General features: G+C 55.4%; 24 protein-coding genes. 9 read left to right on the forward strand and 15 right to left on the reverse strand.

Annotation, left to right across the window (positions count from 1 at the left end):
- Positions 1-35 precede the first annotated feature (35 nt).
- Together gcvH and gcvT are read right to left on the reverse strand one after the other, a co-directional pair.
- Positions 36-401, reverse strand: coding sequence for a glycine cleavage system protein GcvH (gene gcvH / locus ABWV79_RS19875; protein WP_353394219.1), 366 nt, complete (start codon positions 399-401; stop codon positions 36-38).
- Positions 402-419: 18 nt separating this feature from the next.
- Positions 420-1,514: a glycine cleavage system aminomethyltransferase GcvT gene (gcvT, locus tag ABWV79_RS19880; protein WP_353394221.1), complete on the reverse strand. Its 1,095-nt coding sequence runs from the start codon at positions 1,512-1,514 to the stop codon at positions 420-422.
- 353 nt (positions 1,515-1,867) lie between these two features.
- On the opposite strand from gcvT, the gene ABWV79_RS19885 reads away from it, so the two are divergent.
- From ABWV79_RS19885 to ABWV79_RS19900, 4 genes are read left to right on the forward strand one after another with little or no spacing between them, the layout of a single operon-like run.
- Positions 1,868-2,518 (forward strand): histidine phosphatase family protein, encoded by a 651-nt coding sequence (locus tag ABWV79_RS19885; protein ID WP_353394223.1) that lies wholly within the window; start codon positions 1,868-1,870, stop codon positions 2,516-2,518.
- Between the two features lie 10 nt (positions 2,519-2,528).
- Positions 2,529-3,143 carry a glutathione S-transferase family protein gene (locus tag ABWV79_RS19890; RefSeq protein WP_353394225.1) on the forward strand — a complete coding sequence of 205 codons (615 nt, stop codon included), beginning with the start codon at positions 2,529-2,531 and terminating at the stop codon, positions 3,141-3,143.
- Positions 3,144-3,158: 15 nt separating this feature from the next.
- On the forward strand, positions 3,159-4,211 hold the full coding sequence (locus tag ABWV79_RS19895; protein WP_353394227.1) for a saccharopine dehydrogenase: 1,053 nt from the start codon (positions 3,159-3,161) through the stop codon (positions 4,209-4,211).
- Between the two features lie 3 nt (positions 4,212-4,214).
- Positions 4,215-5,357 (forward strand): saccharopine dehydrogenase family protein, encoded by a 1,143-nt coding sequence (locus ABWV79_RS19900; protein WP_353394230.1) that lies wholly within the window; start codon positions 4,215-4,217, stop codon positions 5,355-5,357.
- A 109-nt stretch (positions 5,358-5,466) separates the two neighbouring features.
- Here the strand turns inward: ABWV79_RS19900 and ABWV79_RS19905 are convergent, their stop codons facing one another.
- The 7 genes from ABWV79_RS19905 to ABWV79_RS19935 form a co-directional block, all read right to left on the reverse strand.
- Positions 5,467-5,670 (reverse strand): DUF1127 domain-containing protein, encoded by a 204-nt coding sequence (locus ABWV79_RS19905; protein WP_170625461.1) that lies wholly within the window; start codon positions 5,668-5,670, stop codon positions 5,467-5,469.
- A gap of 39 nt (positions 5,671-5,709) precedes the next feature.
- On the reverse strand, positions 5,710-5,946 hold the full coding sequence (locus ABWV79_RS19910) for a DUF1127 domain-containing protein (RefSeq protein ID WP_170355492.1): 237 nt from the start codon (positions 5,944-5,946) through the stop codon (positions 5,710-5,712).
- A 403-nt stretch (positions 5,947-6,349) separates the two neighbouring features.
- Positions 6,350-7,555, reverse strand: a complete 1,206-nt coding sequence (locus tag ABWV79_RS19915) for an acyl-CoA dehydrogenase family protein (RefSeq protein ID WP_353394233.1) — start codon at positions 7,553-7,555, stop codon at positions 6,350-6,352.
- A gap of 170 nt (positions 7,556-7,725) precedes the next feature.
- Positions 7,726-8,754 (reverse strand): AraC family transcriptional regulator, encoded by a 1,029-nt coding sequence (locus tag ABWV79_RS19920; protein WP_353394235.1) that lies wholly within the window; start codon positions 8,752-8,754, stop codon positions 7,726-7,728.
- A 61-nt stretch (positions 8,755-8,815) separates the two neighbouring features.
- Positions 8,816-9,454 carry a ParA family partition ATPase gene (gene parA / locus ABWV79_RS19925; RefSeq protein WP_170355495.1) on the reverse strand — a complete coding sequence of 213 codons (639 nt, stop codon included), beginning with the start codon at positions 9,452-9,454 and terminating at the stop codon, positions 8,816-8,818.
- A 541-nt stretch (positions 9,455-9,995) separates the two neighbouring features.
- Complete coding sequence (locus tag ABWV79_RS19930; protein ID WP_353394238.1) at positions 9,996-10,403, reverse strand: universal stress protein; 408 nt, start codon at positions 10,401-10,403, stop codon at positions 9,996-9,998.
- Between the two features lie 57 nt (positions 10,404-10,460).
- A complete protein-coding gene (locus tag ABWV79_RS19935; RefSeq protein ID WP_170355497.1) occupies positions 10,461-10,910 on the reverse strand; it encodes a phasin family protein in 450 nt (149 codons plus the stop codon).
- 198 nt (positions 10,911-11,108) lie between these two features.
- Between ABWV79_RS19935 and ABWV79_RS19940 the strand changes: the two genes are divergently transcribed.
- The gene (locus ABWV79_RS19940; RefSeq protein ID WP_353394241.1) at positions 11,109-12,266 is read left to right on the forward strand and encodes a cation:proton antiporter; all 1,158 of its coding nucleotides are present in this window, start codon (positions 11,109-11,111) and stop codon (positions 12,264-12,266) included.
- A 15-nt stretch (positions 12,267-12,281) separates the two neighbouring features.
- Here the strand turns inward: ABWV79_RS19940 and ABWV79_RS19945 are convergent, their stop codons facing one another.
- Together ABWV79_RS19945 and ABWV79_RS19950 are read right to left on the reverse strand one after the other, a co-directional pair.
- On the reverse strand, positions 12,282-12,689 hold the full coding sequence (locus ABWV79_RS19945) for a c-type cytochrome (protein ID WP_353394243.1): 408 nt from the start codon (positions 12,687-12,689) through the stop codon (positions 12,282-12,284).
- Between the two features lie 160 nt (positions 12,690-12,849).
- Positions 12,850-14,454 carry a Na/Pi cotransporter family protein gene (locus ABWV79_RS19950; RefSeq protein WP_353394245.1) on the reverse strand — a complete coding sequence of 535 codons (1,605 nt, stop codon included), beginning with the start codon at positions 14,452-14,454 and terminating at the stop codon, positions 12,850-12,852.
- Between the two features lie 438 nt (positions 14,455-14,892).
- Here ABWV79_RS19950 and ABWV79_RS19955 point away from each other — a divergent pair, with 438 nt between their 5' ends.
- Together ABWV79_RS19955 and ABWV79_RS19960 are read left to right on the forward strand one after the other, a co-directional pair.
- Positions 14,893-16,113, forward strand: coding sequence for an APC family permease (locus ABWV79_RS19955; protein WP_353394247.1), 1,221 nt, complete (start codon positions 14,893-14,895; stop codon positions 16,111-16,113).
- 43 nt (positions 16,114-16,156) lie between these two features.
- Positions 16,157-17,773, forward strand: a complete 1,617-nt coding sequence (locus tag ABWV79_RS19960; protein ID WP_353394249.1) for an MFS transporter — start codon at positions 16,157-16,159, stop codon at positions 17,771-17,773.
- Here ABWV79_RS19960 and ABWV79_RS19965 read toward each other — a convergent pair whose 3' ends face one another.
- Positions 17,774-19,366 carry a trypsin-like peptidase domain-containing protein gene (locus ABWV79_RS19965; RefSeq protein WP_353394250.1) on the reverse strand — a complete coding sequence of 531 codons (1,593 nt, stop codon included), beginning with the start codon at positions 19,364-19,366 and terminating at the stop codon, positions 17,774-17,776. It abuts the gene before it with no gap.
- A 219-nt stretch (positions 19,367-19,585) separates the two neighbouring features.
- Entirely contained in the window at positions 19,586-20,089 is a 504-nt protein-coding gene (locus tag ABWV79_RS19970; RefSeq protein ID WP_353394252.1) for an Hsp20/alpha crystallin family protein, read from the reverse strand.
- 400 nt (positions 20,090-20,489) lie between these two features.
- Between ABWV79_RS19970 and ABWV79_RS19975 the strand changes: the two genes are divergently transcribed.
- Positions 20,490-21,674 carry a ferredoxin reductase family protein gene (locus tag ABWV79_RS19975; protein ID WP_353394268.1) on the forward strand — a complete coding sequence of 395 codons (1,185 nt, stop codon included), beginning with the start codon at positions 20,490-20,492 and terminating at the stop codon, positions 21,672-21,674.
- Positions 21,675-22,001: 327 nt separating this feature from the next.
- A complete protein-coding gene (locus ABWV79_RS19980) occupies positions 22,002-22,565 on the forward strand; it encodes a flavodoxin domain-containing protein (protein WP_353394254.1) in 564 nt (187 codons plus the stop codon).
- Positions 22,566-22,620: 55 nt separating this feature from the next.
- On the opposite strand, the gene ABWV79_RS19985 is transcribed toward ABWV79_RS19980, so the two are convergent.
- Together ABWV79_RS19985 and ABWV79_RS19990 are read right to left on the reverse strand one after the other, a co-directional pair.
- Positions 22,621-23,466, reverse strand: a complete 846-nt coding sequence (locus ABWV79_RS19985; RefSeq protein ID WP_353394257.1) for a universal stress protein — start codon at positions 23,464-23,466, stop codon at positions 22,621-22,623.
- 88 nt (positions 23,467-23,554) lie between these two features.
- Positions 23,555-23,932, reverse strand: a complete 378-nt coding sequence (locus ABWV79_RS19990) for a SnoaL-like domain-containing protein (protein WP_353394259.1) — start codon at positions 23,930-23,932, stop codon at positions 23,555-23,557.
- Positions 23,933-24,243: the final 311 nt, after the last annotated feature.

The raw sequence follows: 24,243 nt of genomic DNA on the forward strand, positions 1-24,243 counted from the left end.
AAGGGGCGGGTCCGCGCAAGGACCCGCCGCTTGAATTAACCGATGAAGACCTTGTAGCCGGCCTCGTCCATCAGATCTTCGAGCTGCGACGCGTCCGCGATCTTGATCTTGTAGATCCACGCCTCGCCTTCGGGGTCTTCGTTCAGCGCGCCCGGATTGTCGGCCAGCGCCTCGTTCACTTCGATGATTTCACCATCAACCGGAGCATAAAGCTCGGACGCCGCCTTGACGGATTCGATCACGCCGATCTCGCCGTCCTTGGCGAATTCTTCGCCGACTTCCTGCTGTTCCACGAAGACCACATCGCCCAGCTGTTCCGCCGCGTGTTTGGTGATGCCCAAAGTGGCGGTGTCACCATCGACGTCAATCCACTCATGCTCTTCGGAATAATAGGTTGCCATTGGGTTTTTCTCCTGACTTCAACGCTTGTAATTCTGGGTAACGAAGGGCAGCGCCACGATCTGCGCCGGTTGCGGCTTGCCCCGAATGATCAAGTTGACCACCTCGCCCGGTTCGCCATGGCCTGCGGACACATAGCCCATTGCCACAGGGCCACCGACCGTGGGGCCGAACCCGCCAGAGGTTATCTGACCGATGGTGTTGCCTTCCGTGCACTGGATCTCAACACCCTGACGGGCGGGCGCGCGGCCTTCGGGTTTTATGCCGACCAGCTTGCGTGCGGGGCCCTCAGTTAGTTCTTTCTGGATGCGGTCGGCGCCGGGAAAGCCGCCCTCTTCCTTGCGGCGCTTTTGGATCGCCCAGCCAAGGCTTGCCTCGATGGGCGAGGTCGTTTGGTCAATGTCATTGCCATAAAGGCACAGCCCAGCCTCCAGCCGCAGGCTGTCGCGCGCGCCAAGGCCCGCCGGTTCACAATCCTCATGCGCCAGAAAGGCGCGGGTGATATCGATGGCCTTGTCCTCGGGGATCGAGATCTCGTACCCGTCCTCACCGGTGTAACCCAGGCGCGAGATACGGCATTCAACGCCGTTTATATCCGCCACAGTGGTTTCCATGAATTTCAGATCCCGCGCCACAGGGCAGAGCGCGCCCACCACATCCTCGGCCTTGGGTCCCTGCACCGCAACCAGCGCACGGTCGAAAATCTCGATCACTTCGACGCCGTCCAGATGTTCGCGCATATGCGGAATGTCCTGATGACGCAGCGCCGCGTTCACCACCACGAAGTAGTGATCCCCTGCATTCGACACGATCAGGTCATCCATGATCCCGCCTTCCGGGTTGGTAAAGAACCCGTACCGCGCCTTGCCGTCCTTCAGCGTAGCATAAGCCTGCGGGCAGAGCGTTTCCAGCTTCTCGCCCACATTCTCGCCGCGCAGGATCACCTGCCCCATGTGACTGACATCGAACACCGCCGCCTTTTCGCGACATTGCTTGTGTTCCCCCATGATCCCCAGTGGATACTGAACCGGCATCTCCCAGCCCGCAAAATCAACCATCTTGCCGCCCAACTCAACGTGCAGATCATACAAAGGCGTGCGCTTAATCTCGGTCATGGGTGGTCGCTTTCCTAAGCCGTTGTCACAGACTGTCGCAAACGCCCCGTCCTGCAAAAAGGCGGTGTTCCGCCAGCTTCCCACTCCTTTGCTGTAAGTCAACAGAGTTAGACACGTGTTCCACGCCAGAGTGGGCTGCAGTACCTTCGGGAATGGTGTATACACCCGCATGCCACAGCTTGGTTTCCTATAGGAAACTTTTTTTCGTAGCGCAATAGAAAACCCCCCTTTCCTGCGTAAAAAACTGACCATGGGGAAAGCTTCGAACGGCCAAGATTTTGCAAACAGAATTCCAAACGCCTCTGGTCCCGGCCCACAACCTGCCCTAAGACTTTGCGGCAAGAGGGACGACCATGTCACATATTACACTGGTGCGTCACGGGCAGGCCAACACCGCCGCGCGAGACGAGCAAAGCTATGACAAACTCAGCGATCTGGGTCACAAGCAAGCACGCTGGCTGGGCGGGCATCTGCAGGACACCCGCGCGCACTATCCCCGTGTCTACAGCGGCACGCTGACCCGGCATGTGGAAACAGCGGCGAGCATGGGCTTGCCGGAGCCGATCCGCGATCCGCGCCTGAACGAGATCGAGTATTTCACCCTCGCGCAGCTTTTCGAACAACAGCACAACGTTATGGTTCCCACCGACCGTGAGGGATTCGTCGACCACCTGCCCCGGACATTCACGGCATGGGCCAATGGCCAAATCGCGGATGCGCCCGAAACCTTTGCCGCGTTCGAGGCGCGCGTCCGCGATGCACTGCATGATATCGGAACCGAAGGCGGGCCAGCGATTGTGGTGACCTCAGGCGCGCTGATTTCGATGGCAGTGCGGCAGGCGATGGGGCTGGACATTCCGGCGATGGCGCGGGTGGCGCTTGCCATCATGAACACGTCGATGCATCGTCTGCATCCGATTGGCAGCCAGTTGAGTCCGGTATTGTTCAACGCGGTGCCCCATCTGGAAGCGCCCGACCGGCACTACGCCCAAACCCACCTATAAGGAGGCCCCAATGCAGCTTTATTACGCCCCCCGCACGATTTCGGTCGCTGTGGCCATCGCTTTGGAAGAAGCCGGGCTGGAGTACGAGGCGATCAAGCTGGACTTTGCGGGCGGTGAGCAGACCAAACCTGCCTACAAACAGATCAACCCCAAGGGCCGCGTGCCCGCGTTGGTGGTGGATGGCGGCATTCTGACCGAGACCGGCGCGCTGCTGGATTACATCGCGGCGGTTGCACCGCAGGCCAGGCTGGAGCCGTCCGACCCGATCATGGCCGCGCGGATGCGCGAGGTGATGTATTACCTTGCCTCGACCATGCACGTGAACCACGCCCATAAAATGCGCGGGGAGCGTTGGGCCGACAAAAAATCCAGTTGGCAGGATATGCAGGGCAAGGTCGCGCAGACGATGACCGCGTCCTGCGACTATATCTGCTCGAACGGGCTGCGCGGCCCGTTTGTATTGGGGGATGAGGTCTCGCTGGCGGACGCTTACCTCTATGTGGTTTGCAGCTGGCTGGAAGGTGACGGCGTTGACGTCGCAGCCTTTCCCAAGATTATCGCGTTCCGCGAAGCGATGGAGGCACGGGCCTCGGTTCAGGCCGTACGCGCCGCCGAAATGCTCTGAACATAAGGAACTGACATGACACATCTCTGGGTCCGGGCAGAACAGCGCCCGAACGAGGAACGGGTAGGGTTGACCCCCGAAGGTGCCGCCGCCCTGATCGTCGCAGGCATCCGCGTGACGATCGAGGAAAGTTCCGTGCGCGCCATTCCGCTGCAGGGGTACAAAGACGGAGGGTGTGAGATCGTAGCCGAGAATGCGTGGCCCGAGGCCCCGCTGGATGCGATCATCTTTGGCCTCAAGGAACTGCCCGAGGACGGCACGCCCTTGCCGCATCGTCATATCATGTTCGGCCATGCCTATAAGGGGCAGCATTCCGGGCGCGCTTTGTTAGAGCGGTTCAAAGCCGGGGGCGGCACGCTCTACGATCTGGAATATCTGGTGGGCGAAGACGGCCGCCGGGTCGCCGCCTTTGGCTATTGGGCCGGATACGCAGGCGCGGCGGTGACGCTGAAAACATGGGTCGCGCAGCAGCGCGGGCAGGAATGCCCTCCGGTCGGGGTGTACCCGAACAAAGACGTGCTGAACGCCGAGTTGCTGGCCGAGTTGGACGCCACCGGCACCCGCCCTCGCGCCATCGTTATCGGTGCTTTGGGCCGCGTGGGCACAGGTGCCGCGGATATGTGCGAGGCGATGGGCGTTTCCGTCACCAAATGGGACATGGCCGAGACCGCCAGCGGCGGGCCTTTCCCCGAGATCCTTGACCATGATCTGTTCCTGAACTGCATCTTCGCGCGCCCCGGCACGCCGGTCTTTGTCCCGCGCGATGCGCTGAACGCACCGCGCAACCTGACTGCCATCGGAGACGTGGCCTGCGACCCCGACAGCGATTACAACCCCGTGCCGGTCTATGATCGCGCCACCACATGGGACGCGCCCGCCCTGCGCGTGGCAAACGATCCGGTGATGGACGTAATGGCCATCGACAACCTGCCGTCGATGCTGCCCGTCGAAAGCTCGGAGGACTATGCCGCACAACTGCTGCCCTCCCTGCTGACCCTGACCGATCTGAACAGCGGCGTCTGGGGCCAGGCTGAGACAACTTACAAAACCCATATTGAAGGGATCTGAGCGATGACAATTCACTGGTGTGGCACCGGCCTGTCGGCCATCCCCGGCCTGCGCCGCCTGATCGAAGGCGGTCAAAAGGTCACTGTCTGGAACCGGACCATCGACAAGGCCCGCGCCGAGGTTGGAGACCTGACCGACGACATCCGCGCCTTTGACATCGACGCCTTGGGCGCGGTGCTGGAACAGGGCGACGTGATCGTCTCGATGCTGCCGGGCGACTGGCACGTGCCGCTGGCGGAACTTGCGATCTCGAAGCGCGCGAACTTCGTGTCTTCGTCCTACATCGCCCCTGAAATGCGCGCGCTGGATGACAAAGCCCGCGAAGCGGGCGTCGCGTTGGTCAATGAGGTTGGGCTGGACCCGGGCATCGACCACCTGATGGCGCACGCCTTGGTGGCCGATTATCGCGCGTCCGACGCGTTCGATGCGCAAAACCACCTGAGCTTTATCTCCTATTGCGGTGGCATCCCGAAAAACCCCAACCCGTTCCGCTACAAGTTCAGCTGGTCGCCTCTGGGCGTTCTGAAAGCCCTGCGGTCGCCCTCAAAATCCATCCGGGACTACGCGCCGCTGGATGTGGCCCGCCCGTGGGACGCGATCACCAGCTATGTCGCGCCGCTGCCCACACCCGAAAGCTTTGAGGTTTACCCAAACCGCGACTCGATCCCCTTCATGGCCGAATACCAGTTCGAGGATCACTGGCCAGTCAAGGAATTCGTCCGCGGCACCCTGCGCCTGAACGGCTGGGCCGACGCATGGTCGGACGTGTTCACCGAGATCGAAACCCTGTCCGGCCCCGAAGGCGACGCGCGTCTGAAAGAGATGTCGGACCAGTTCTGGGATGAGAACGCCTATGATGAAGGCGAGCCCGACCGCGTTGTTCTGTGCGTGGGCCTTAAAGCCGAGAAAGAAGGCGTCGAGACCTGGCACAAAACCTATGTCATGGATGCATGGGGTGACGCGCGAGGCACGGCGATGGCGCGTCTGGTCTCGATCCCGGTATCCTTGGCAGTTGAGGCGGTTCTGAACCGCGCGATCCCCGCCGGAGTGCATGCCGCCCCCAGCGATCCGAAACTGGTGCAAGCCTGGATGGCCGAAATCGACAAGCTGGCCCAACATCTGCAAGTGGTCGATCACCAGGCCTGACCACACCACAAACCTTCATGCGAATAAAAGCCGTTCTGAAACCCTCAGAGCGGCTTTTATGGTTCTCTCGCGTCCTACATCTTTGTCGGCAAGGGATGGGGCAGGCATCTCAGATATACCTTGCGATCATCTCGTCTATATCCGTGCGATTGATCCCCATCTCAGAAAGCTGACGATCACTCAGGCAGTTCAGTTCTTGCGCGGCTCGAACGATATCGGCGCGGATAGCATGGATTTTCATTGCCCGGTCAAACAGCACCAAAGCGCTCGTGCTTGGGGTTGCGCCCGAGCAAGTATGTGTATCAAGCATCATATCCCTCCACCTTCAAATCCAGTTTCAACAATGCGACGCTTATTGCACGCGGTGGTCATACGGCATCTGGTGATAGACGCTTTGATACGCGCGCTGCTTTATCTCGCTCCGGGGGATTCCGATGTCCTCCAGCTGTTGATCGCTCAGCTTCTCCAAAACGCGGACTGTATTGCCATAAATTTTGCGGCGAAATTGTTCGACGCGCGCTTCTGCATAGTTCGAAAACAAGCTAAAAAACAAACCCTTCCGAGGGCTGGCTGTCTGTGCGTAGTCCATCTTCTCCTCCTTTATCATTAAGGTGATGTTGCGGGGTACACAGTCGATAAAGGTTGGCCCGATTAACGAATGTCTGGCGGAGAGTTAAACTTTGTTAATGTCAGTAACTCTGCTATCGAGGCGCAAAATCCTATGCAAACCCAGCGCGACGCGGACGTGACCTCAAATCAGCAATTCCACTGGGGAAGTCCGCGACGCGTTCGTCACCTCTTCGCATTCTAAACCCAAGGCACCTAAACAATGGTGATGGCTAAGTGAGCGCAGCAGTCCCCGCGAGCCTTAAAAAAGTGTCGCGCAAACCAAGAGATTGATCCGACCCGGACTTACGCTCAAGCAAGAAACCCAGCCTTCTTTCGAAAGCTGGGCTTTGGAGTCTTGTGCCGGCAGGCACGCCGCATCTGACTTATTCGGCCGCAACGGATGGGCTGGCGTCGTCAGTTTCTCCGAACCCTTGAGGCACCGGAAGATCAGGCAGACCAGCAGCGCGTTTCTGCAGCGCCCGGCCGATCACAACCCGGCTGATCTCGGTCGTTCCGTCCACAATACGCAGCATCTGCGCCAGACGTGACAAGCGATCAAGCCCGTAGGGTTGCAGCAGGCCCATTCCACCAAGAACCTGTGTACAGGTATTGGCCGCCTTGACCGCCGCATCCGGCACGAACCGTTTGGCATGGGCTGCCATCAACGGGCCTTCGGGCGTTCCCAGCGCTTCTGCCGCTTTGCGGTACAGCAGCTTCGAGACTTCAAGCTCGGTCGCGACCTCACCCAGCATCCACTGAATTCCGTCCAGCTGAAGGTTTGTTCCGCCAAACATCTTGCGGTTTTTCGAATAGGACAGCGCGGTATCCAACGCCGCCTGCATCAGCCCGCAACACCCCGAAGCAATCGAAACCCGCGCGATATCGATCGCCATCAATGATCCTTGAAGTCCCTGACCAACCGGCAAAATGATGTTGTCTTCGCTGACAACAACCTTGTCGAGATACATTTCACCAATCGGGAGGAAACCGTAAGAGGGTGTGTCGTACAATGGCCCGAAGCTGACACCCGGTGCGTCAGCGGGAATCGCGATCATCGCCATGTCCTTGTGGCCCGGCGCGTCGCTTGTCTTGACGACAGTGAAGTATACATCCGCCTCAGTCGCCAGGCTGACCCATGCCTTGGCACCGCTGATCGTCCACGTACCGTCCCCGTTGATGGTCGCTCGGGTGTACATCTTCATGGGGTCAGACCCGGATTGAGGCTCGGTCAACGCGAAGTTCGCCAATTTGCGACCAGAGGTCAGATCACGTGCCCATTTTTCCTTGAATGCATCGGTCCCGTAACCACATCCGGCGAAAGTGCAGATGTTATGCATGGACAATGCAAAAGCATAGGCGCCATCGCCAAGCCCCAGTTGTTCGTAGACCTGAATGCCTTCTGACAGAGGAAGACCCTGACCGCCCCACTCCTCAGGAGCGTACAGGCCCGTCAACCCGACAGCACCCGCCTTGTCCGATGCGTCACGAGGCCAGGTTCGTGACGCGTTCCATGCATCCACGTTGAGTGCAATGACATCCTCGGCATGCTGGCGCGCGGCCTCGAGAATTGTGGCGAGTTTTTCTGACATTGGAAGTCCTTTCACAAGCAATGTTGCCCGAAATCGTCAACCCACTGACCACCCTAGAAACAAGCGAATTCGGCACACTGAACGTTTCAGTTATTTTTAAAGGTTCTATCCGCGCGTCAGGATGCTCGCTATCTCATGAGGCGACAGGCAATTGTCCAAAAGTGACAAAATCATCGAGATCCAATCGGCGACCGCCTGTAGGCACTCGGAGCAGCCCCTGTCCATCTTTGGAACGCTTTGTGAAAGCTGGCCGACGACGAAAACCCAAGATCCTGAGCGATCGCCTCAACGCTTTTGCGCCCTGCCTGAAGGTGCCCAATGGCAATGTCCCGGCGCAGTGCGTCTTTGATCGCCTGAAAGGATGTGCCGTCTGATTCCAATCGGCGCATCAAGGTACGCGGTGTCATATTCATTGCTTTCGCAGCCGCCGACAGGTTCGCGTGATCCCACCCCGTTTTGGTTAGGAAACTGCGCACCCGCAGAGACTGGGTGTGTTCACTTGATCGCGTGAATATCCAATCTCTTGGCGCGTTTTCCAGAAACAGGTCTAGGTCGCTCGTCTGGCGGGCATGAATCGGACCCAATACACTTGCGTCAAAAGAAATGAAGGAGGCCGGCTGAGCGAAATATACCGGCGCAGGAAAGATAACCGAATAATCCTCGTCAAAGACCGGACGGTCGAACGAAAACCCCACGGCTTTGACAGGCACTTCGCCTCGGGCCAGCCAGGACATTAGGCCGTGGGCCAGCTTTAGGATCAACATATGACCAAACCGCTGGGCCTCGACCTCGTGCACAGGCATAAGCGCCAGTTCGACGGCTTGATCGGCCTCGGTCAATTTGAACTGATAGTCGTCCAGTAACAGGTTCCAGAAGGTTGAGAACCGATAGAGCGCCGATGACAATGACGTCGCTTCGCGAACAGACGTCAGCAAGTGCTGCAAGGCTCTGGGTCTAATCGGCCGCGACCAAAGACCCATCATCTCGTCTCCGGTTTCAACAGCCGCCAGCTGATACAGGTCGACAATCTGATCCAGTGTTACCCGGTCCTGACGCGTATCGCCCGCCAACGGCAGTTCGGACCGTTCCAATAACGACCCAAAATGTGAAACCGTGCAAAGTGGCTCCAACGCCGACAGCCAGTCGGCGATAAAGTCACTTGAAACCGTCGAAAACAGATTGGGTGATTTTTCGTTCATTCACGCTCTCTGCCACAGACGATCCAAGACCGCAAAATTCCAAGTGAGCGGCTTTCAGGGGTCAGCCATTCAAAAGCCCCGCGACTTCATCGGCAAGCGCGCGCACCTCTTCTGCAGCGGAACTGGCGCGCTTCGCCTCAAGCACACCCAGCCCTTGACCTAAAGCTTCTGCATATATCACCCTGTTAGCCAATGAGGATTGAAACTGCGCCGCGCCAATCTCGCTAAGGGATTTCGCAACATCTTCGCCGACGCGAGTGCCGGCCCGGGTTCGATTCAAAACGATTTGCGTCGGCTTCCCGATACGATCAGCCAGATCCAGAATATCATGAGTTGCCCAAACATCTGCCTGACTGGCCGAGACCGGCACCAACACAAGGTCAGACTCGCGCAGGACCCACCGGACGTCACTGTCGGCTTTGGGCGGCGTATCGACAAGCACGATATCAGCATCCCCGCCGACGCCACGAATTGCCCGTGAAATTCCATATGCGGTCGCCGTCGAAAACCGAAGGTCTGCGTTCTCGCCAAACGTTTCTTCGCGCACGTCCAGCCATTTTCCAAGACTTCCCTGCGGATCGGTATCCACAAGCGCGACGCTTTTCCCTTCTTGCAGGAAGGCGATTGCCAAGTTCGAGACAAGCGTCGTCTTCCCCGCCCCGCCCTTTTGCTGCGCCACACAGATTATACGACCACCCATAGATCAAGCCTCCAACAGCCATTCTGCACCGCAGAATAGCGTGTCAGACAGGGAAAGGCGATAGGAGCGTTTGGGGATCATGTCCGGCCAACAAGGCACCGTCAAAAATCAATGGCAACAACGAGTTTGTTGCGGCGTTCGCCTCAGTGTGAGTTCGCTCCTGTTTGCATTCACAGTGCTTCCAGTTGTGATCGCACAAATAGAAACACTGCCCGAAGGCGGCGCTAGAGCTTTGCTATCTGCCTGGGATTATTGGTTGCGGGAGCAGGATTTGGCCTTCATCGAACAACCGTCCTTCGAAGAAAAGGAAAGTAGACTACGTCTCGAAACACAAACTGAGGCTCCGAGGCAACTCAAGTGTCGAAAGCCTCCAAGCGACCGACCAGCAACTGCTCTGCACAATAAAGTAATCCAACATTCCAATAAATTCGAAACCGCAGGTCAGCTGCAGTCCAAGGGTTCTTTGGCTCAGCGGTCAATTCTCTCGATCTGGTTTGGCTCACGGGCCACTCAAAAAGGAAGCCACACCGCTAACACTGGCTCAACGAATTACATGAACCGAGCACCTGGCGTGATGCACGACTCTGTTCGCAGTGGAACCTAAAAATATGTCCTCAAAACTAGGCTTGTGCGAAGCCAAGACGATGCAATCCGACTCGTTCTCATTTGCGAAGTCGACAATAGCCCTGCCCGCGTGCCCAGAGATAAGCCGAGCCTTCGCGCCCGGAATTTCAGAAGCAGTCTGATGCAGGTTTTCCAGGATTTCATGCCGCGTATTGGCAAGTACCTCGCTGGGAATCTGAGACCCCACATACGCCGGAATTGGTTCTTGGACGTGTATCACGGTGAATACAGCTTCCGCATCAGCCAATTGGCGCGCGGCTTCAAACGACGCTTGTGTATCGTGTTCTTGGTCAAGAGCAACCGGGATCAGGATGTTCTTGTACATTTGACCTCCTATCTACTGCTCCGATGATTTCAGTTTGGTTTTTCGGCAGCACGAACCCTAAACAGGCTCGGACTTTGAAGATTTCCCCGCGCTCTTTGTAGCGGCTGCAACATCACCAACTGTTTTCTCAACAGCTGCAACTTCGGTTTCAGTGACATAAGATGCACAACGGGACACGGTTTCGAACCATTCCTGCGCGTCAGCAACCAACCGCTCAGCCGAATGGCGCTGCCATTCCGTCATACTCTGGAGCGCTTTCGTTGGATCGGACGGGTTCGCAGAAGACACTTTGCGTGCAGCTTGTAGAGCCGTCCGAACCGCCTCGTGACGCCGTTCGAACCAATGCTGCGCAAAGGCCTCTGTTTCTTCGAGCAATTTTTCTTGCGCGTCCCAAAATTGTTCGATCTGGGCGCCGAAGGCCGGATTGCCAGACATGGGCGGCTGCATTTGCTTGAAAACATCCACAAGTGAGGTCGGGCTATTTGTGCTAGATTTCTTTGTCGGCATCGAAAATTCCTCCTCGTTTCCTGAATGAGCTATTGTGCCACCTGCTGCGCGCTTTCGCCTTAATACAGATCAATATCCCTATTTTTAGCATCTTCAGCTTAGGCTGCGAGTGGAATTTGCATTCTCTCCGACACCGGTTCCTAGCAGGCAGTGTTGGAGTTAGAGTAGTCTAGACAAGAACTTAACGCTTGGTTTTCTATGCACATTGCCGGCTTTTTGATTACCCTTGGCATCCTCTTCCTTGCCGGATTGGCGGCTGACCAACTTGGCCGGGCCACGCATCTTCCTCGTGTTACAACCTTACTTTTCCTCGGTCTGATCGCAGGGAACGCCGGAATTGGTTTGATCCCACTAGAAGTTGCAATGTGGTTCGACGAGATTTCCATTGTGGCCTTGACGATGGTCGCGTTTCTTCTTGGAGGTTCTTTGACCCGCGAGAACCTGGTTAGGCATGGTCGAGCCATCCTTACGATTTCAATTTCAATCGTGGTTGCAACCCTTGCTATTGTGTCTGCTGGACTGACCGCAATTGGCGTGCCCTTCGGGTTGGCGTTGGTGCTGGCGGCAATTGCTACGGCTACAGCTCCGGCCGCCATGACAGACGTGATCAATCAATCTGGGGTGTCCAACAGCTTCACCGAGACATTAAAGGGCGTCGTCGCAATTGATGACGCTTGGGGTCTGATCGTTTTCAGCATCGCCTTAGTTCTGGCCGGTCATTCGGATGGTTGGGCCACAGTCACGACCACAGCGATGTGGGATTTCGGAGGGGCTATTTTGTTGGGTGCCGCACTAGGCGTGCCATCCGCTTACCTGACCGGCCGCTTGAAACCGGGAGAGCCGATGCAGGCAGAAGCAGTGGGTATAGTCTTTCTGACAGCGGGCCTCGCGCTTTGGCTGGAGGTTTCATTCTTGGTAGCAGGCATGGTTGCGGGCGCAGCTATCGGGAATCTTGCCCGCCATCATGACCGTGCTTTTCATGAGATCGAGCACATCCAGTGGCCATTCATGATCCTTTTCTTCCTGTTGGCGGGTGCCACGTTGGATATCGAAGCCTTCGGCTTGATGGGCTGGGCTGGTGCACTTTTCCTGATCTTGCGCGCCGTGGCCCGTCTTGTTGGAGGGTATTGCGGAGCGAGACTGGGCGGCCTGCCTCACTGTCAAACCGCTTGGTTCGGCCCCGCTTTGTTACCACAGGCCGGTGTTGCGGTCGGAATGGCTCTTGTCGCCGGAGAGCAATTTCCGAATTGGGCCGCGTCCATCATGGCCTTTACTATTGCCAGCACTGTGGCCTTCGAAGTGTTGGGGCCGCCACTGACTCTCATGTCAATCAGACGCACGGCTGATACAGATTAGCAGATTGGCCCGTGGCTATTCAGCCTGAATCGATTCCAAAAAGGCGAGCAAATTCGCCAACGGCAAGCCTACCATCATTGGTTGCCCACTTGGCAAAGCCACCGCGATTTGTTGGTCTGTCTCAAACACCGCTCCAAAGATTGGCATTTCGCCCCCATGGGCGAGCAATTGCGAACGGCCGTCAATCTGTTCAGCTATGCGATCTATCGGAAACACACCGTCGTTTTCGCCTGCCAATTTGGTGAGGTCAGGTGTTCGAATAGCCAGCATTTCCGCCATTGGCCCGTCTCCGGTTGCTTCGAAACCGTGACATTGCCAGCAATACGTCCGGTACAAATCACGTCCCTCATCGACGCTGACCTCCTGCGCTAGTACGGGCCCCGTGACGAACAGTGCCAGTAAAATCCCGCGAACAATCTGCATACGCTCCTCCAATTAGCTACCCCGGATGCAGATCTTATTAATGCGCATCCTTAAGAAACTTCTTTGACCTTGCTCATGTTGCTCCCTTCAGCACGAAGATTGGCGTTTAGGTCGAATAGCGCTTGAGCACGTGCCAAATCTAATCAAGGCCAGCCTCCAACTACGCCATGCCGTCAGTGACCTCACCACCCTTGCGCCCAGACGGCACTCCTTCCAATGCGTTCATGTGCCAGCGAATTCGCCAGAGGTGATAAGACACACGATGCAACCATCTGAGGGCATCCAAGCGAGCCCAGACCACTTCATCCGGCAGACTGTCAGTCGCAGCGTCGGAGATGAGCAAGTCTCTACGAAGTTTCCTCTGTCGCCGCAGAAAACGGCGAACGCGGTTCAGCGAACTTTCACACTGCAATGGATTGTCGACTTCCAAGTAACCATCAGTTGATGCAATCATCACCGAAGCAAGCCGTTTCAAACGCCGGTCTTTTGGTAACTCGCTTATCCGATCATCTTGGCTGCACCGGTAAAGCAGCCGGTCAAGATGGTCGAGCACATGGTACATACCCTTGATGCTGGATATCTCTGCGTCGGACCGGCTGGGCAATTCAATCTTGTCTAGGTACGAGCGCGCTTCCGATACAGCAGTCTCGATGCTGTCCCGCCCATAGTCGGGTCCGCTTGGCTGAGATGCCCCGATACATGACCGCAGGTGCGCCACTTCGGCCCTTACAATTTGTTCGACTGCGGCTTTTGCTGCATCCACCGCTATTTCCGGCATCCCGAGGACGAGAGGATCCAGAGGTCTCGTTAACTCAGCCCCTTTGTCGGGTACGAGCGCCTCGACAAATCTGGCGAAGGGCTTCGCGAATGGTAAGATCAGCGCCACGCCTATGGCGTTGAAGAAGCTATGGAACGCGACAAGCGCAGTCAGAGAGTTTCCAGCCTCCGACCCGCTTACAAAGACCGCAGTAAACGGCCCCAGCAGGAAAAATGCCATTGCCCCTGTCATCACATTGTAGATCACATGAGCAAAACCGGTGCGGCGCGCCATCGTGCCCCCACCCAAGGTGGCCAGAACAGCGGTGAAAGTTGTCCCCACGTCCATTCCAATGACCAGAGCCGCCGCTTGAGGGAAGTTCACGGCACCGGCGCTCAATGCAGCCAATGCCGTTGCAACGCCAGCACTCGAAGACTGCGTCACCATGGTGATAACGACACCGATCAATACAAGCTTCAGCCTGCCCAGCAGCGTATCAGGTGGAAAATCGGCAGGGGTAACTACGCCGCGAAAGGCGTCAAGCCCGGATTTGAGTTGCTCGATCCCAATGAAAATCAAGCTGAATCCGGCCAACGCCAGCCCAAAGCCGGCAACCGCTTTCCTTCCCGAAAGCGCCAGCAAAGCCCCAACAAAAACAACGGGCAACATCACTTGCCCCAAGTCCAGCTTGAACCCCAAAAGCGCGACAAGCCAACCTGTCATGGTCGTTCCGATATTGGCCCCAAAGATGATCCCAAGCGCTTGGGGAAACGTGAGCAGACCAGACGCGACAAATCCAACGGCCGCAACGGTGGTCGCACTGGAAGATTGGATTGCAGCTGTCGTGACCGCGCCTGTTACGGCCCCGGTAAACGGTGTCGACGTGAACCGGCCCAAAATATCCCGCAGTCGCGCCCCTGCCAAAGCCTTCAAACCGTCCGTCATCAACAGCATGCCGATAAGGAATAGGCCGATGCCACCCAGGGCTGGTAACAGGTTCCAGAGCATCACGAATTGCCTTCCACCCTAAATCTCACACCACCTAACATGTTTGCTTTGCCTTTAAGTCCGACGACAAACGATAGTTGGTTTGCGTTCAGCCTCGCAGACCCGAAGCCGCGAGTTGATTGACATAGATCAAAGCACCAATACGATTTACATAGTGAAATTCGAATGTTTCAACATACTCTACGTTCACCCTCCTGTCCCCAAGTAAACACAAAGGTGAACGGAATTTTGAAGGAGTGGAGGTTCCACCCACGGGGGCTCGGCAGGAGTGATGGCGAGCCCCCCAGTTAGTTGATTGGTGCCCAATGCGCCCAGACGTTGAGACACAAGGCATTCGGTGCGGCTTTGACCATAGGTCTAAGCCGCTGCGCCAATCGAGGCAAAAAGAGAAGGACGCTACTGACGACGTTCGGAATGGGCAGTTGGCGGAAATCACTTATGAACTCTGTTGATCCAAATGAACAGAAACTCAGACGAGCCCTTACTACCCCGTTGCTCACGCTTTATGGCCTTGGGGTAACGGTCGGAGCGGGCATTTACGTTTTAGTCGGTGCAACAGCAGACATCGCCGGACCGTTTGCGGCGCTGTCGTTCATTGTGGCCGCCCTCGTCGTATCACTCACCGCGCTTTCCTATGCAGAACTCGCAACTCGATTTCCTGTGAGCGCAGGTGAAGCGGCCTATGTTGAAGCGGGATTTCAGAAAAGATGGATGGCGGTTTTCGTTGGGCTTGCGGTGGCAGCCTCTGGCGTTATCTCCGCCTCTGCCGTTGCAATTGGCGCAGCATCATACCTTCATGCTTTGACCGGTTTTGCGGTCCCTGTATTGACCATCAGCGTCGTTTTGATCATGGGTCTAATCGCGCTTTGGGGGATCACTGAGTCGGTCTTTGTTGCGGCTGTCATCACGATCATCGAAATCGCAGGTCTTCTCTTTGTGATCGGCTGGGGCATGTCGATTCAGGATCCGCAGGGATACGAGATCAGTTCGATGCTTCCGCCGCTGGAACTCGACGCGTGGAGAGGCATTTTCGCGGCATCACTTCTCGCCTTCTTTGCATTTGTTGGCTTCGAGGACATGGCCAATGTCGCGGAAGAGGTGAAAGACCCAGTGCACACCATCCCAAAAGCGATTTTGCTAACGCTCGTTCTGGCAACCGTGTTGTATCTGGGAACTTCAATGACGGTCCTACTTGTTGTTCCGATTGATGTTCTTTCGACGTCCGCAGCACCCCTCGCGCTTGTGTTTTCAAACGCCCCTGAGATGATTAAACAGGGCTTTTCCGCGGTCGCGATTGTAGCGACGGTCAATGGCGTACTGATCCAAATGATTATGGCCTCGCGGGTGATCTACGGACTAGCTGACCGTGACCATCTGCCGAAGGTTCTGGCGATTGTCCCGAAAGCAACGCAGACACCAGTCGTTGCTACTTTGCTGGTCGTGGTGATCATCGTTCTGCTGACCCAAACTATACCGATTGGTACTTTGGCAGAGCGCACATCCCAGATCGTTCTGGGCGTCTTTGTGCTCGTCAACATTTCGCTGATCCTGCTGAAGATGCAGCCGGATGAGGCCACCAAGCACTTCCGCGTTCCTTTTGTGGTACCGATCCTTGGCGTGATCACCAGTGCATTGCTTTTCGGATCTGGATTTCTCTAACTAAATGCAACGACCCAAAGGCTTCCAAGAGCTACCACGGCATATGACGACTGACCAAACTTCCATAGGATCAAAACTCTCGGGCTGGTGGCATAGAACCTTTGTGGATCTGGTTCAGCAGCTGCGTTGGTCCTATTTGCCGCCATTGATGGTCTATTTCGCGGCCGGCGTGTCCGGCCTGACCTCGGTCGTCGGCGCTTTTTTCCTAAAAGACTATCTCGATTTATCCGCCTCTTTCGTTGCAGGACTCGCGTTTTGGGCTGGTATCCCGTGGATACTCAAAATGCCGCTTGGTCATGTCGTGGACCTGTTTTGGCGCTGGAAGTCCCTGCTGATCCTGTTTGGCGCATCCCTGATCACGTTGTCTTTGCTCACAATGTACGGCCTCGTGACCGCGCCTGCTGTGATGTCCAATTTCATGCCGTTGGAAGACTGGTATGTCCTAGCCCTGCTGTTGGCGCCTTCGGGCTATGCCATTCAAGACGTAGTTGCGGACGCCATGACGGTCGAAGCGGTCCCCAGGGTTAACCAGCACGGCCTCCCGTTTACACCTGAAGAAACCCGTGCACAGCACACGACAATGCAAACCTTGGGCAGAGTTTCGATCATTTCCGGGTTTGCGGCGGTTGCGGCTGTGAACATCTGGATTTTCTCCGGAACTGAAGATCTGCAAAAATCGGAACGCCTTGTGCTTTATGGCCAAGTGTACCTGATAGCTCTGGCCATCCCGGTGTTGTCGGTCAGCGGGGTCGTTCTTCACAGCTTGATCCAGCGTCAACTTGCCAGGCAGGGTCATCCGCCCCACACACCGGATGAAGTCACCGAAGTTAAATGGTCCATTTTGCTGGGCGGCTTTGCATTCGTTTTGCTTAGCATCGTGCTGGGGACCGCAGATTTCGAATTTGCGCAAGAGACTGTTTTTGCAGTTTCCCTGACGGTGATCCTGTACCTCATGTCGCGTCTGCTGAAAGAGCTGGAACCAACCCAAGCCAAAGCCCTGATCGGGACAGCGACAATCATTTTCGTATTCCGTGCCGTTCCTCTGCCGGGGCCTGGCCTGACTTGGTTTGAAATCGATGAACTGGGGTTCGATGAACAGTTCCTGGCAATCCTGGCACTATTAACTTCGCTGCTGGCGTTGTTGGGGTTGATCGTTCTCCGGCCATTTATGGCCAATCGCTCTATTGCGCATGTGGTGGTATTGTTAACGATCGCCGCGGGCGTTCTTGCCATGCCCAACCTCGCCTTATATTACGGCGTGCATGAATGGACTGCAGCGCGTACCGGCGGAGTTGTCGATGCAAGGTTCATTGCCATTCTTGATACAGCTGTTGAATCGCCGCTTGGGCAGATTGCCATGGTCCCGATGTTGGCCTGGATTGCACGCAATGCCCCTGTTCAGTTGAAAGCGACCTTCTTTGCGGTGATGGCATCGTTTACCAACATGGCATTGTCGGCCAGCAGCCTCAGCACCAAATACCTCAACCAAACATTCGTTGTGACTCGCGCTGTCACAAATCCAGAAACCGGTGCGGTCACTTCCAACGCAGACTACAGTCAACTTGGATACCTGCTGATCTGCGTGGCCATGATCTCAGTGATCGTTCCACTCGCTACTGTGTTCTTCGTTCAAAACTCACGCTTCCGAACGAGCGAATGATTACTGGCTTTCCACCTCTCGCAGCAGAACTCTGAGATGTGAGACCGGGACGCCGATGTTTGAACCACCGAACTCGGGCAGGATCGCAGCATTGATGGCAACGACCTCGCCCCGCCGATTCAATACTGGTCCTCCGCTCCCACCGGTCGTGGTCTCAGCGTCATAAACGATGGCGCTCTCACTTGTCCGCGCAACGATCCCCCGGCTTGCTAGCGGATGAATCTTGCTTTGTGTGGAAAGCCGGGACGCTATCGACCAAAAGTTCAACGTACCGTCTGCCTCCAATCCCTCTAAAAAGCCCGGACCAGCCTGCGCGATCAATGCTTTCAAACCCGTTGGGTATCCCAACAGATAAAGCTCTTCACCTACGCGCGACTTGGTATCCGCTAACGGAATTCCAAGCTCCTGAACGCGGCTTGGCTCAACTTCCAAAATCGCCAAGTCTGCCGCTTCGCTGAACCGGAGCAGCCGCGCCTCTATTGGTTCCGTCTGATCAGGCAAATAGGCCAGCAGCCTTAACATCTCTGGCTCAAGACCAGCGTCGCTCAGCGCTTTTTCTCGGTTCCCCGAGGTCCAGGGCAAAGCGACATGGCGGTTGGTCGCCATCAACGGAACCCCAGCGATCAAAAACCCCGTTCCGGTGAACTGAAACTCTGCGGGTTCGCCGGTCCCGTCCGGTTCGATCCAAGGCTGACCAAACGGGGTTTTCAGGTTTTCTCCGTTCGGTCCCAAAACGTGCCGTAATATCTTCCCGCTTTCCACGTGGCGCAATCCATAAGCTCCCTGAAGGAAAGCGACAGATCGAGTGGAGGCAGCTATCACTCGCGTGGGTGCCCCTGCCCGTTGCTCCAAGGTTCCAAGACGCCGCTCGGTCGACAGAACCTGGTTCTCAAAAGCGTCACGCAACGAAACCAAGTCATCAGGCGTAAGTGCATCTTCTCGCGTCTGGGCAAGCATAACCGCGACCGCTTCGATCTTGCGGGACTCCTGTTCGATACTATCCGCCAAGCGCCGGTCGTTTTGGTAAAGCAGGTACCCAAACCCCGCGATCACAAGAAGCGTTGCAAGAACCGTGATCCTGAACAGTATCGTGGTTTGAGAGGCAAGCCGCCGCCCACTATCGCGCAAGGCACCAGACATCTTTTTGGCGAAGGGTCGACGGCTCGTTCGGGTGTAAGCATATGCGTCGCTGAGGATATCTTCGACTGTGTGGTGTGCGGGAAATGAGTGATCGCACAATCTGTATCGAGACATGGGGCCCTTTTCGCCGAACTCGATCATGTCACCATGCCTAAGAGGCGCCGCAGAGGCTTTTTGCCCGTTTACCCATACATTGCGCCCAACCGATGCGGCTATTGTGTAACCGCCGTCAGCCCACTGTAGTGTGGCAATATCGTTGTCATGGGGAGGCAGGTCATCTTTAGGTCGAATGCTTAACACCCTGCCATCACCAACAGAGACAGTAAGGGCATTGTCGACAAGCCAGTTCACGTTTCCGCGCGATGGACCTGTAAGGCTCTCCAGAAAGGCCCGCACCTCACCTTCACCACCATTCACTGAGGGTGTCATGTCGCTCACTTCTGGTTTGCGCATTGTGGCCCCCTATCCAAACGCGTGGGGGCATTCTATCACGCCGCAACACCAAACCTATGGTTTGACGCGAATGTACAAAAAAGCACATTTAAACAAGCACCTGCGATGTCTACCGGATTCAACCCAACACATCTATCAGACCGCAGTCCGAAGAAGGCCGATCCATGATCGGCCCTCTGCTTTGGCATTTGCAAGCACCGTATCGCGCCAACAGTCTGTCTATTTCGACGATACCTTGATCTTACGGCTTGGATCCTGAGGTTCAGTCTTCGGCATTTGAATACGCAAAACGCCCTTGTCGAATGTTGCTGAAACCTTGTCGACTTCCACAGTATCTGGCAGCGACATGGCTCTGGAAAAGCTGCCGTAGCTTCTTTCGCTGACACGCAGATCGCCCGTTTCGTCATGAGCAATCTTCTTCTGACCGCGCAGGATTAGCCTGCGATCCTTGATTTCAATTTCTACATCATCCTCTTCGAGCCCCGGCAATTCAGCCGTAAGGACTATCGCAGAATCCGTCTCTTGGACATCGATTGCCGGAGAAATCGCGCCTGTCATATCAAGAGACGGAAAACCCGTGCGTTGCGCAGCCGTTTCCCTTGGTAGGAAAGGTGATCCTCCCCCAAAAAACCGCGACATCAGGGTTTCCATTTCACGTCGAAAATTGTCGGAGAGCGGATGCGTTCCAGTGAAAAGTTGCGGGGACTTTTTATCTTCTAGCATTTTTTGAGCCTCCTCCTTTGGTCGGATTTCGCGCGCGCAACATTATGACAGGAAAGGCGGTCAATGACCTTGATCTTGCGCAAGCATGCAGCCTCAGCTTTAGCCAGATCGCACGTACCAACCGGACGAACAGAAACGGGAACCGTCGGCAAACACACTTGCCCTGTTATGCTGCAATTCAGACCAATCTCAGTAGCCTTGATCGGAGTCCCATGTCAGCTTAGCGTTTAATCTGAATGAGCCCGGGTTGCTTACCTTTAGAAATTTGGAGCAAAGCCGTATGAAATGGCCTTATCTGGCGCTGACCTACGTTTTGCTGATCTTGGCCCCCTTGGGGTTTTCCTGGTCTCTGGGATGGCAACCGCGATCATTTCATCAAGAGCTCGCGTCCGGGCTTGGAATGCTTGCTTTTTCAATAATACTAGTTGAGTTCTTGCTGTCTGGGCGGTTCAGATTCATCTCTTCCGGTCTGGGTATGGATGTGACCATGCGGGTGCATCAGATGATGGCGCGCACAGCGCTTGGCTTTGCGCTAATACACCCGCTGCTGTACCAGGGTACGCCATCTGGCGGACACCGCCCGTGGGATGAAACAAACCAACTTACGATTTCGACTGACTTTTCTGCCCTGGCGTCGGGCATCGGCGCATATTTTTTACTGTTCATTCTGGTCGCCTCGGCATTTGCCCGTAAATCCCTTGATTACAAGTACGAGACATGGCGCCTCTTGCACGGGCTGGGAGCCTTGGTGATTGCCTGCCTGCTGTTGCACCACACGGTCTATGCTGGGCGCTACGGTGGGCATCAGCTTATGACGTATCTCTGGCTTGCTCTGACGAGTATTGCAGCATGGACTTTATTGTATGTCTATCTCGTTCGCCCTTTGCGTCAGAGGAAAAGGCCGTGGCGCGTTGTTTCTCTGTGTCGGCTAACACCTAAGCAATGGGAGTTGCGCCTCAAGCCCAATGGTCACACCGGACTAACATTCGAAGCAGGGCAGTTTGCTTGGCTAAATGTCGGCCACAGTGCTTTCTCGCTGCACGAAAACCCATTCTCGATTAGTTCAGCACCAGCTGAAGGCCCCGAAGTGTCCTTTGTGATTAAGGAACTTGGGGATTTCACATGCGGTCTCGGACAAATTGCTCCGTGCACCCCGGTCTATCTGGATGCCCCACACGGAAATTTGTCGATCAGCCACCGTCCTGAGAAAGGCATCGTTCTGATCGCAGGTGGTGTGGGTATCGCGCCGATGTTGAGCATCACGCGACAGGTACGGTTGACTGATACACAGCGGGATCTCAAGCTTATCTATGGCAACCGCGTGGAGGAGCAGATTGTTTATCCTCGGGAGTTGTCCAAGGAAGAAACAGTATTTGTTCTATCCGAACCGCCAAAGGATTGGTCAGGAGAAACAGGTTTAATCGACGGTCCCCTGTTGGACCGCAATTTGTCTTCTGAACAATTTGAAAGCTGGCTTTTTGTTCTCTGCGGCCCGCCTGCCATGATGGACGCCGTCGAAGATCATCTGATCACGCGGGGCACCGCGCCCCATCGGATTTTGTCTGAAAGGTTCGACTATGATTAGATTGCTTAGAAACCTGCCCGCACGCCAACAGGTGAAATTCGCAGTGTGGTTTATCAACTTTGCAATCTTTGTCGCTGTCTTGGCCTTTTCCTTAAGGTAGCCAGACAGACCATTAGGCCTTGGCTAGCCTTGTAATTGCCAGTCGAAAAAAGGCAGATTTTCTTGCAGATGCATGCCGTTACGAATTTCCTTAAAAACAAGCTCTGCTTGGACAGACAGGACGCACCGCAACTCTCCCAAGTAACGCCTTTGATGGAGATCAAGGGCAACACACACCACTTATTCATAATTGGAAATCTATTCAGACCGATTTATGGGAGGATCGGAATGACCGTACTCATCGCCTTCGCTACAGTCGAAGGTCAGACGGCAAAGATTGCGCGTTTCATCGGCGATATCGTGAAGGAAGCCGGCTTCAACACACGGCTGATCAATACTGAAGAAATGCACGACCACGTGTCGCTTGACGATGTGGCCAAGGTCATTCTCTTGGCTCCGGTCCACGAGCGTAGGCACCCCGAGTCCTTTGAGGCTTATGTCGCGTCAAATAGAGATGCCTTAATGAAACGAAAATCTCTCGTGCTTTCCGTCGGTCTAAAGGCAGCTTTTGCTTCAGGTCGAGAGGAAGCGCGCGACTATCTCAAAGAAATGCTTATGCGAACAGGTTTGGAACCAAATGCGACGGCATTGATCGCAGGCGCGGTGAGGCCCGAAAGCTACGGATATTTTGAGAGGGAAATCCTAAAACACGTCGTCTTGCTGGGTCGAAAAATCGATCCACGAGATGGAGCGCGGGAGTTTACTGATTGGGACGAATTAACGTCTATTGTGATAGATTTCCTTGGTGGAAACGGCCGGGCCAATCAGCATCAATCTCAAGCGATATCCTAATAGCAGCTGGCTGCTCGCGTACTTGCCAGAAAATCACAGTCGCCGGTTCACTTCATCAGTGTCCGAAAAGCACTGGCAACCCTGTCTGCTCCAACATTGCTTGCGTCGTTCCACCAAAGAGTGACTCACGCAGATGGGAATGCCCATAAGCGCCCATAACAACGAGATCGGCCCCCAATTCTGTTGCGCGATCCTGAATGCAGTGTTCGATCGTGTCCCCACCACATGGAAACTGGGACACGGTCACTTTGCAACCGTGATGACGGAGCCATCCAGCAACGTCAGTTCCGGGCTCTTCGCCTTCGACGTCATCAGATGACCGCAAATCAAAACACCCAACCACAACTTCCTTGGCCGTCAGAAAAAAGGGTATAGCTAAATGCGCAGCCCTGGACGCAGGCAGGCTATCATTCCATGCCAAAACAATGCGTTCACGTTGGGCAAACGGGTCTCCATTGATCATCAGGGCGACCGGTGAATGGAACAATACTCCGTACGCAACCTTATGAAACAAATCGGGATCTTTTCGCAACTCAGCATCAAGAAAGGCGATATCACAGCATTTGGCGTGGCCTGCCACAAGATGCTGTAACTCTGTTCCAGATCCAATAAAGGCGTTTATATTTGCCGATACACCCCGCGCGGCCAGAAGCGCTTCAACTTCGGTGGCGCGGGACTTCAAGGCGGCATTTTTTTCGTCTAGAACATCCAACCAGTTTGAAGGGAGACCCGCCTCAACGAACCTGTTTGATCCATAGTTTAGATAAGGCAGGTTGGGTAAAGCCGCAATCAATACACAAATCAAGTGGCCGTTTTGGATGCGGGCAGTTTTAGCGCATTCCAAAATCGACGCGTCGTCAGCATCAACTCCTACATAATATGCCACTGTTCTGTGTCGCATTCCCGACCTCCGTCCGGAATTTCACTTCGCCCAAGAGCCGTGCGCACTGATTAAACCAACAAATAGATTTTGTTGTCAGTCGCTCTGTTTATTTCGGCAGCATGAAGAACTCTTCCAGCACAATCTTGCCGTCCGCCACCGAGTACAAAGCGATCTCGCGCAGCGAAATGCGCTCACCCGTAGACTTCTGAATCACTTCAGCCCTGAAACGCACTCCAAAGCGGTTGGGTGGGTGGACGTAGGGACCATCCACGACGAGTTCCTGGATTTCGTGCGAGGTCAACCAATCCTCTCTTTTTCCCTTGATGGCTTCTCGCCCCTTTGAAACGCGGAATTGTCGAGCCGGAGGCACGACTGCCTCTATCGACTGTGCGTTTTCGGCATACATTTCATCAACACTTCCAAAGCCCCTGCGCTCACGCATGGCCTGGACGAAGGATCTACCGATTTCAATTAACTCTTCCATGAATCCCCCCCTGAGTTATCATTGAGTGTACCACTTCTTGCCCGCTCAAATCTTGACAAGGATCAATGAGCATAAGGGGAGATGCAATGAGGCCGAATCGTACTCAACTCTGCTCAGCCAGAAGTAACTTACTTAATACCGCGCCACATTCGCATCAATCTACAAGAAAGGCGGACAGGGTCAGCGCGCTAGTGTCGCCGGTTCTATGGCGCGGAGATCGAACTGGAGGGTGCCCTGGCATTAATGATTGTGTTTGTCCAAATACAAACACCGCCCTGAGGCGGCTTGTTCGAGACTCTGTTGGCTAAAGT

Origin of the sequence: Ruegeria sp. HU-ET01832, assembly GCF_040371315.1 — a bacterium.
Lineage (GTDB): Bacteria > Pseudomonadota > Alphaproteobacteria > Rhodobacterales > Rhodobacteraceae > Ruegeria > Ruegeria lacuscaerulensis_A.

Excerpts from the sequence above, each read along its gene's own strand:
- ABWV79_RS19980 (WP_353394254.1), top strand. The coding sequence starts at position 22,002 with ATGACCGTACTCATCGCCTTCGCTACAGTCGAAGGTCAGACGGCAAAG.
- ABWV79_RS19910 (WP_170355492.1), bottom strand. The coding sequence starts at position 5,946 with ATGGACTACGCACAGACAGCCAGCCCTCGGAAGGGTTTGTTTTTTAGC.
- ABWV79_RS19970 (WP_353394252.1), bottom strand. The coding sequence starts at position 20,089 with ATGCTAGAAGATAAAAAGTCCCCGCAACTTTTCACTGGAACGCATCCG.
- ABWV79_RS19940 (WP_353394241.1), top strand. The coding sequence starts at position 11,109 with ATGCACATTGCCGGCTTTTTGATTACCCTTGGCATCCTCTTCCTTGCC.
- ABWV79_RS19920 (WP_353394235.1), bottom strand. The coding sequence starts at position 8,754 with ATGAACGAAAAATCACCCAATCTGTTTTCGACGGTTTCAAGTGACTTT.
- ABWV79_RS19990 (WP_353394259.1), bottom strand. The coding sequence starts at position 23,932 with ATGGAAGAGTTAATTGAAATCGGTAGATCCTTCGTCCAGGCCATGCGT.
- gcvH (WP_353394219.1), bottom strand. The coding sequence starts at position 401 with ATGGCAACCTATTATTCCGAAGAGCATGAGTGGATTGACGTCGATGGT.
- gcvT (WP_353394221.1), bottom strand. The coding sequence starts at position 1,514 with ATGACCGAGATTAAGCGCACGCCTTTGTATGATCTGCACGTTGAGTTG.
- ABWV79_RS19960 (WP_353394249.1), top strand. The coding sequence starts at position 16,157 with ATGACGACTGACCAAACTTCCATAGGATCAAAACTCTCGGGCTGGTGG.
- ABWV79_RS19955 (WP_353394247.1), top strand. The coding sequence starts at position 14,893 with ATGAACTCTGTTGATCCAAATGAACAGAAACTCAGACGAGCCCTTACT.
- ABWV79_RS19890 (WP_353394225.1), top strand. The coding sequence starts at position 2,529 with ATGCAGCTTTATTACGCCCCCCGCACGATTTCGGTCGCTGTGGCCATC.
- ABWV79_RS19945 (WP_353394243.1), bottom strand. The coding sequence starts at position 12,689 with ATGCAGATTGTTCGCGGGATTTTACTGGCACTGTTCGTCACGGGGCCC.
- ABWV79_RS19965 (WP_353394250.1), bottom strand. The coding sequence starts at position 19,366 with ATGCGCAAACCAGAAGTGAGCGACATGACACCCTCAGTGAATGGTGGT.
- ABWV79_RS19935 (WP_170355497.1), bottom strand. The coding sequence starts at position 10,910 with ATGCCGACAAAGAAATCTAGCACAAATAGCCCGACCTCACTTGTGGAT.
- ABWV79_RS19915 (WP_353394233.1), bottom strand. The coding sequence starts at position 7,555 with ATGTCAGAAAAACTCGCCACAATTCTCGAGGCCGCGCGCCAGCATGCC.
- parA (WP_170355495.1), bottom strand. The coding sequence starts at position 9,454 with ATGGGTGGTCGTATAATCTGTGTGGCGCAGCAAAAGGGCGGGGCGGGG.
- ABWV79_RS19985 (WP_353394257.1), bottom strand. The coding sequence starts at position 23,466 with ATGCGACACAGAACAGTGGCATATTATGTAGGAGTTGATGCTGACGAC.
- ABWV79_RS19975 (WP_353394268.1), top strand. The coding sequence starts at position 20,490 with ATGCTTGCTTTTTCAATAATACTAGTTGAGTTCTTGCTGTCTGGGCGG.
- ABWV79_RS19885 (WP_353394223.1), top strand. The coding sequence starts at position 1,868 with ATGTCACATATTACACTGGTGCGTCACGGGCAGGCCAACACCGCCGCG.
- ABWV79_RS19930 (WP_353394238.1), bottom strand. The coding sequence starts at position 10,403 with ATGTACAAGAACATCCTGATCCCGGTTGCTCTTGACCAAGAACACGAT.
- ABWV79_RS19900 (WP_353394230.1), top strand. The coding sequence starts at position 4,215 with ATGACAATTCACTGGTGTGGCACCGGCCTGTCGGCCATCCCCGGCCTG.
- ABWV79_RS19895 (WP_353394227.1), top strand. The coding sequence starts at position 3,159 with ATGACACATCTCTGGGTCCGGGCAGAACAGCGCCCGAACGAGGAACGG.
- ABWV79_RS19905 (WP_170625461.1), bottom strand. The coding sequence starts at position 5,670 with ATGATGCTTGATACACATACTTGCTCGGGCGCAACCCCAAGCACGAGC.
- ABWV79_RS19950 (WP_353394245.1), bottom strand. The coding sequence starts at position 14,454 with ATGCTCTGGAACCTGTTACCAGCCCTGGGTGGCATCGGCCTATTCCTT.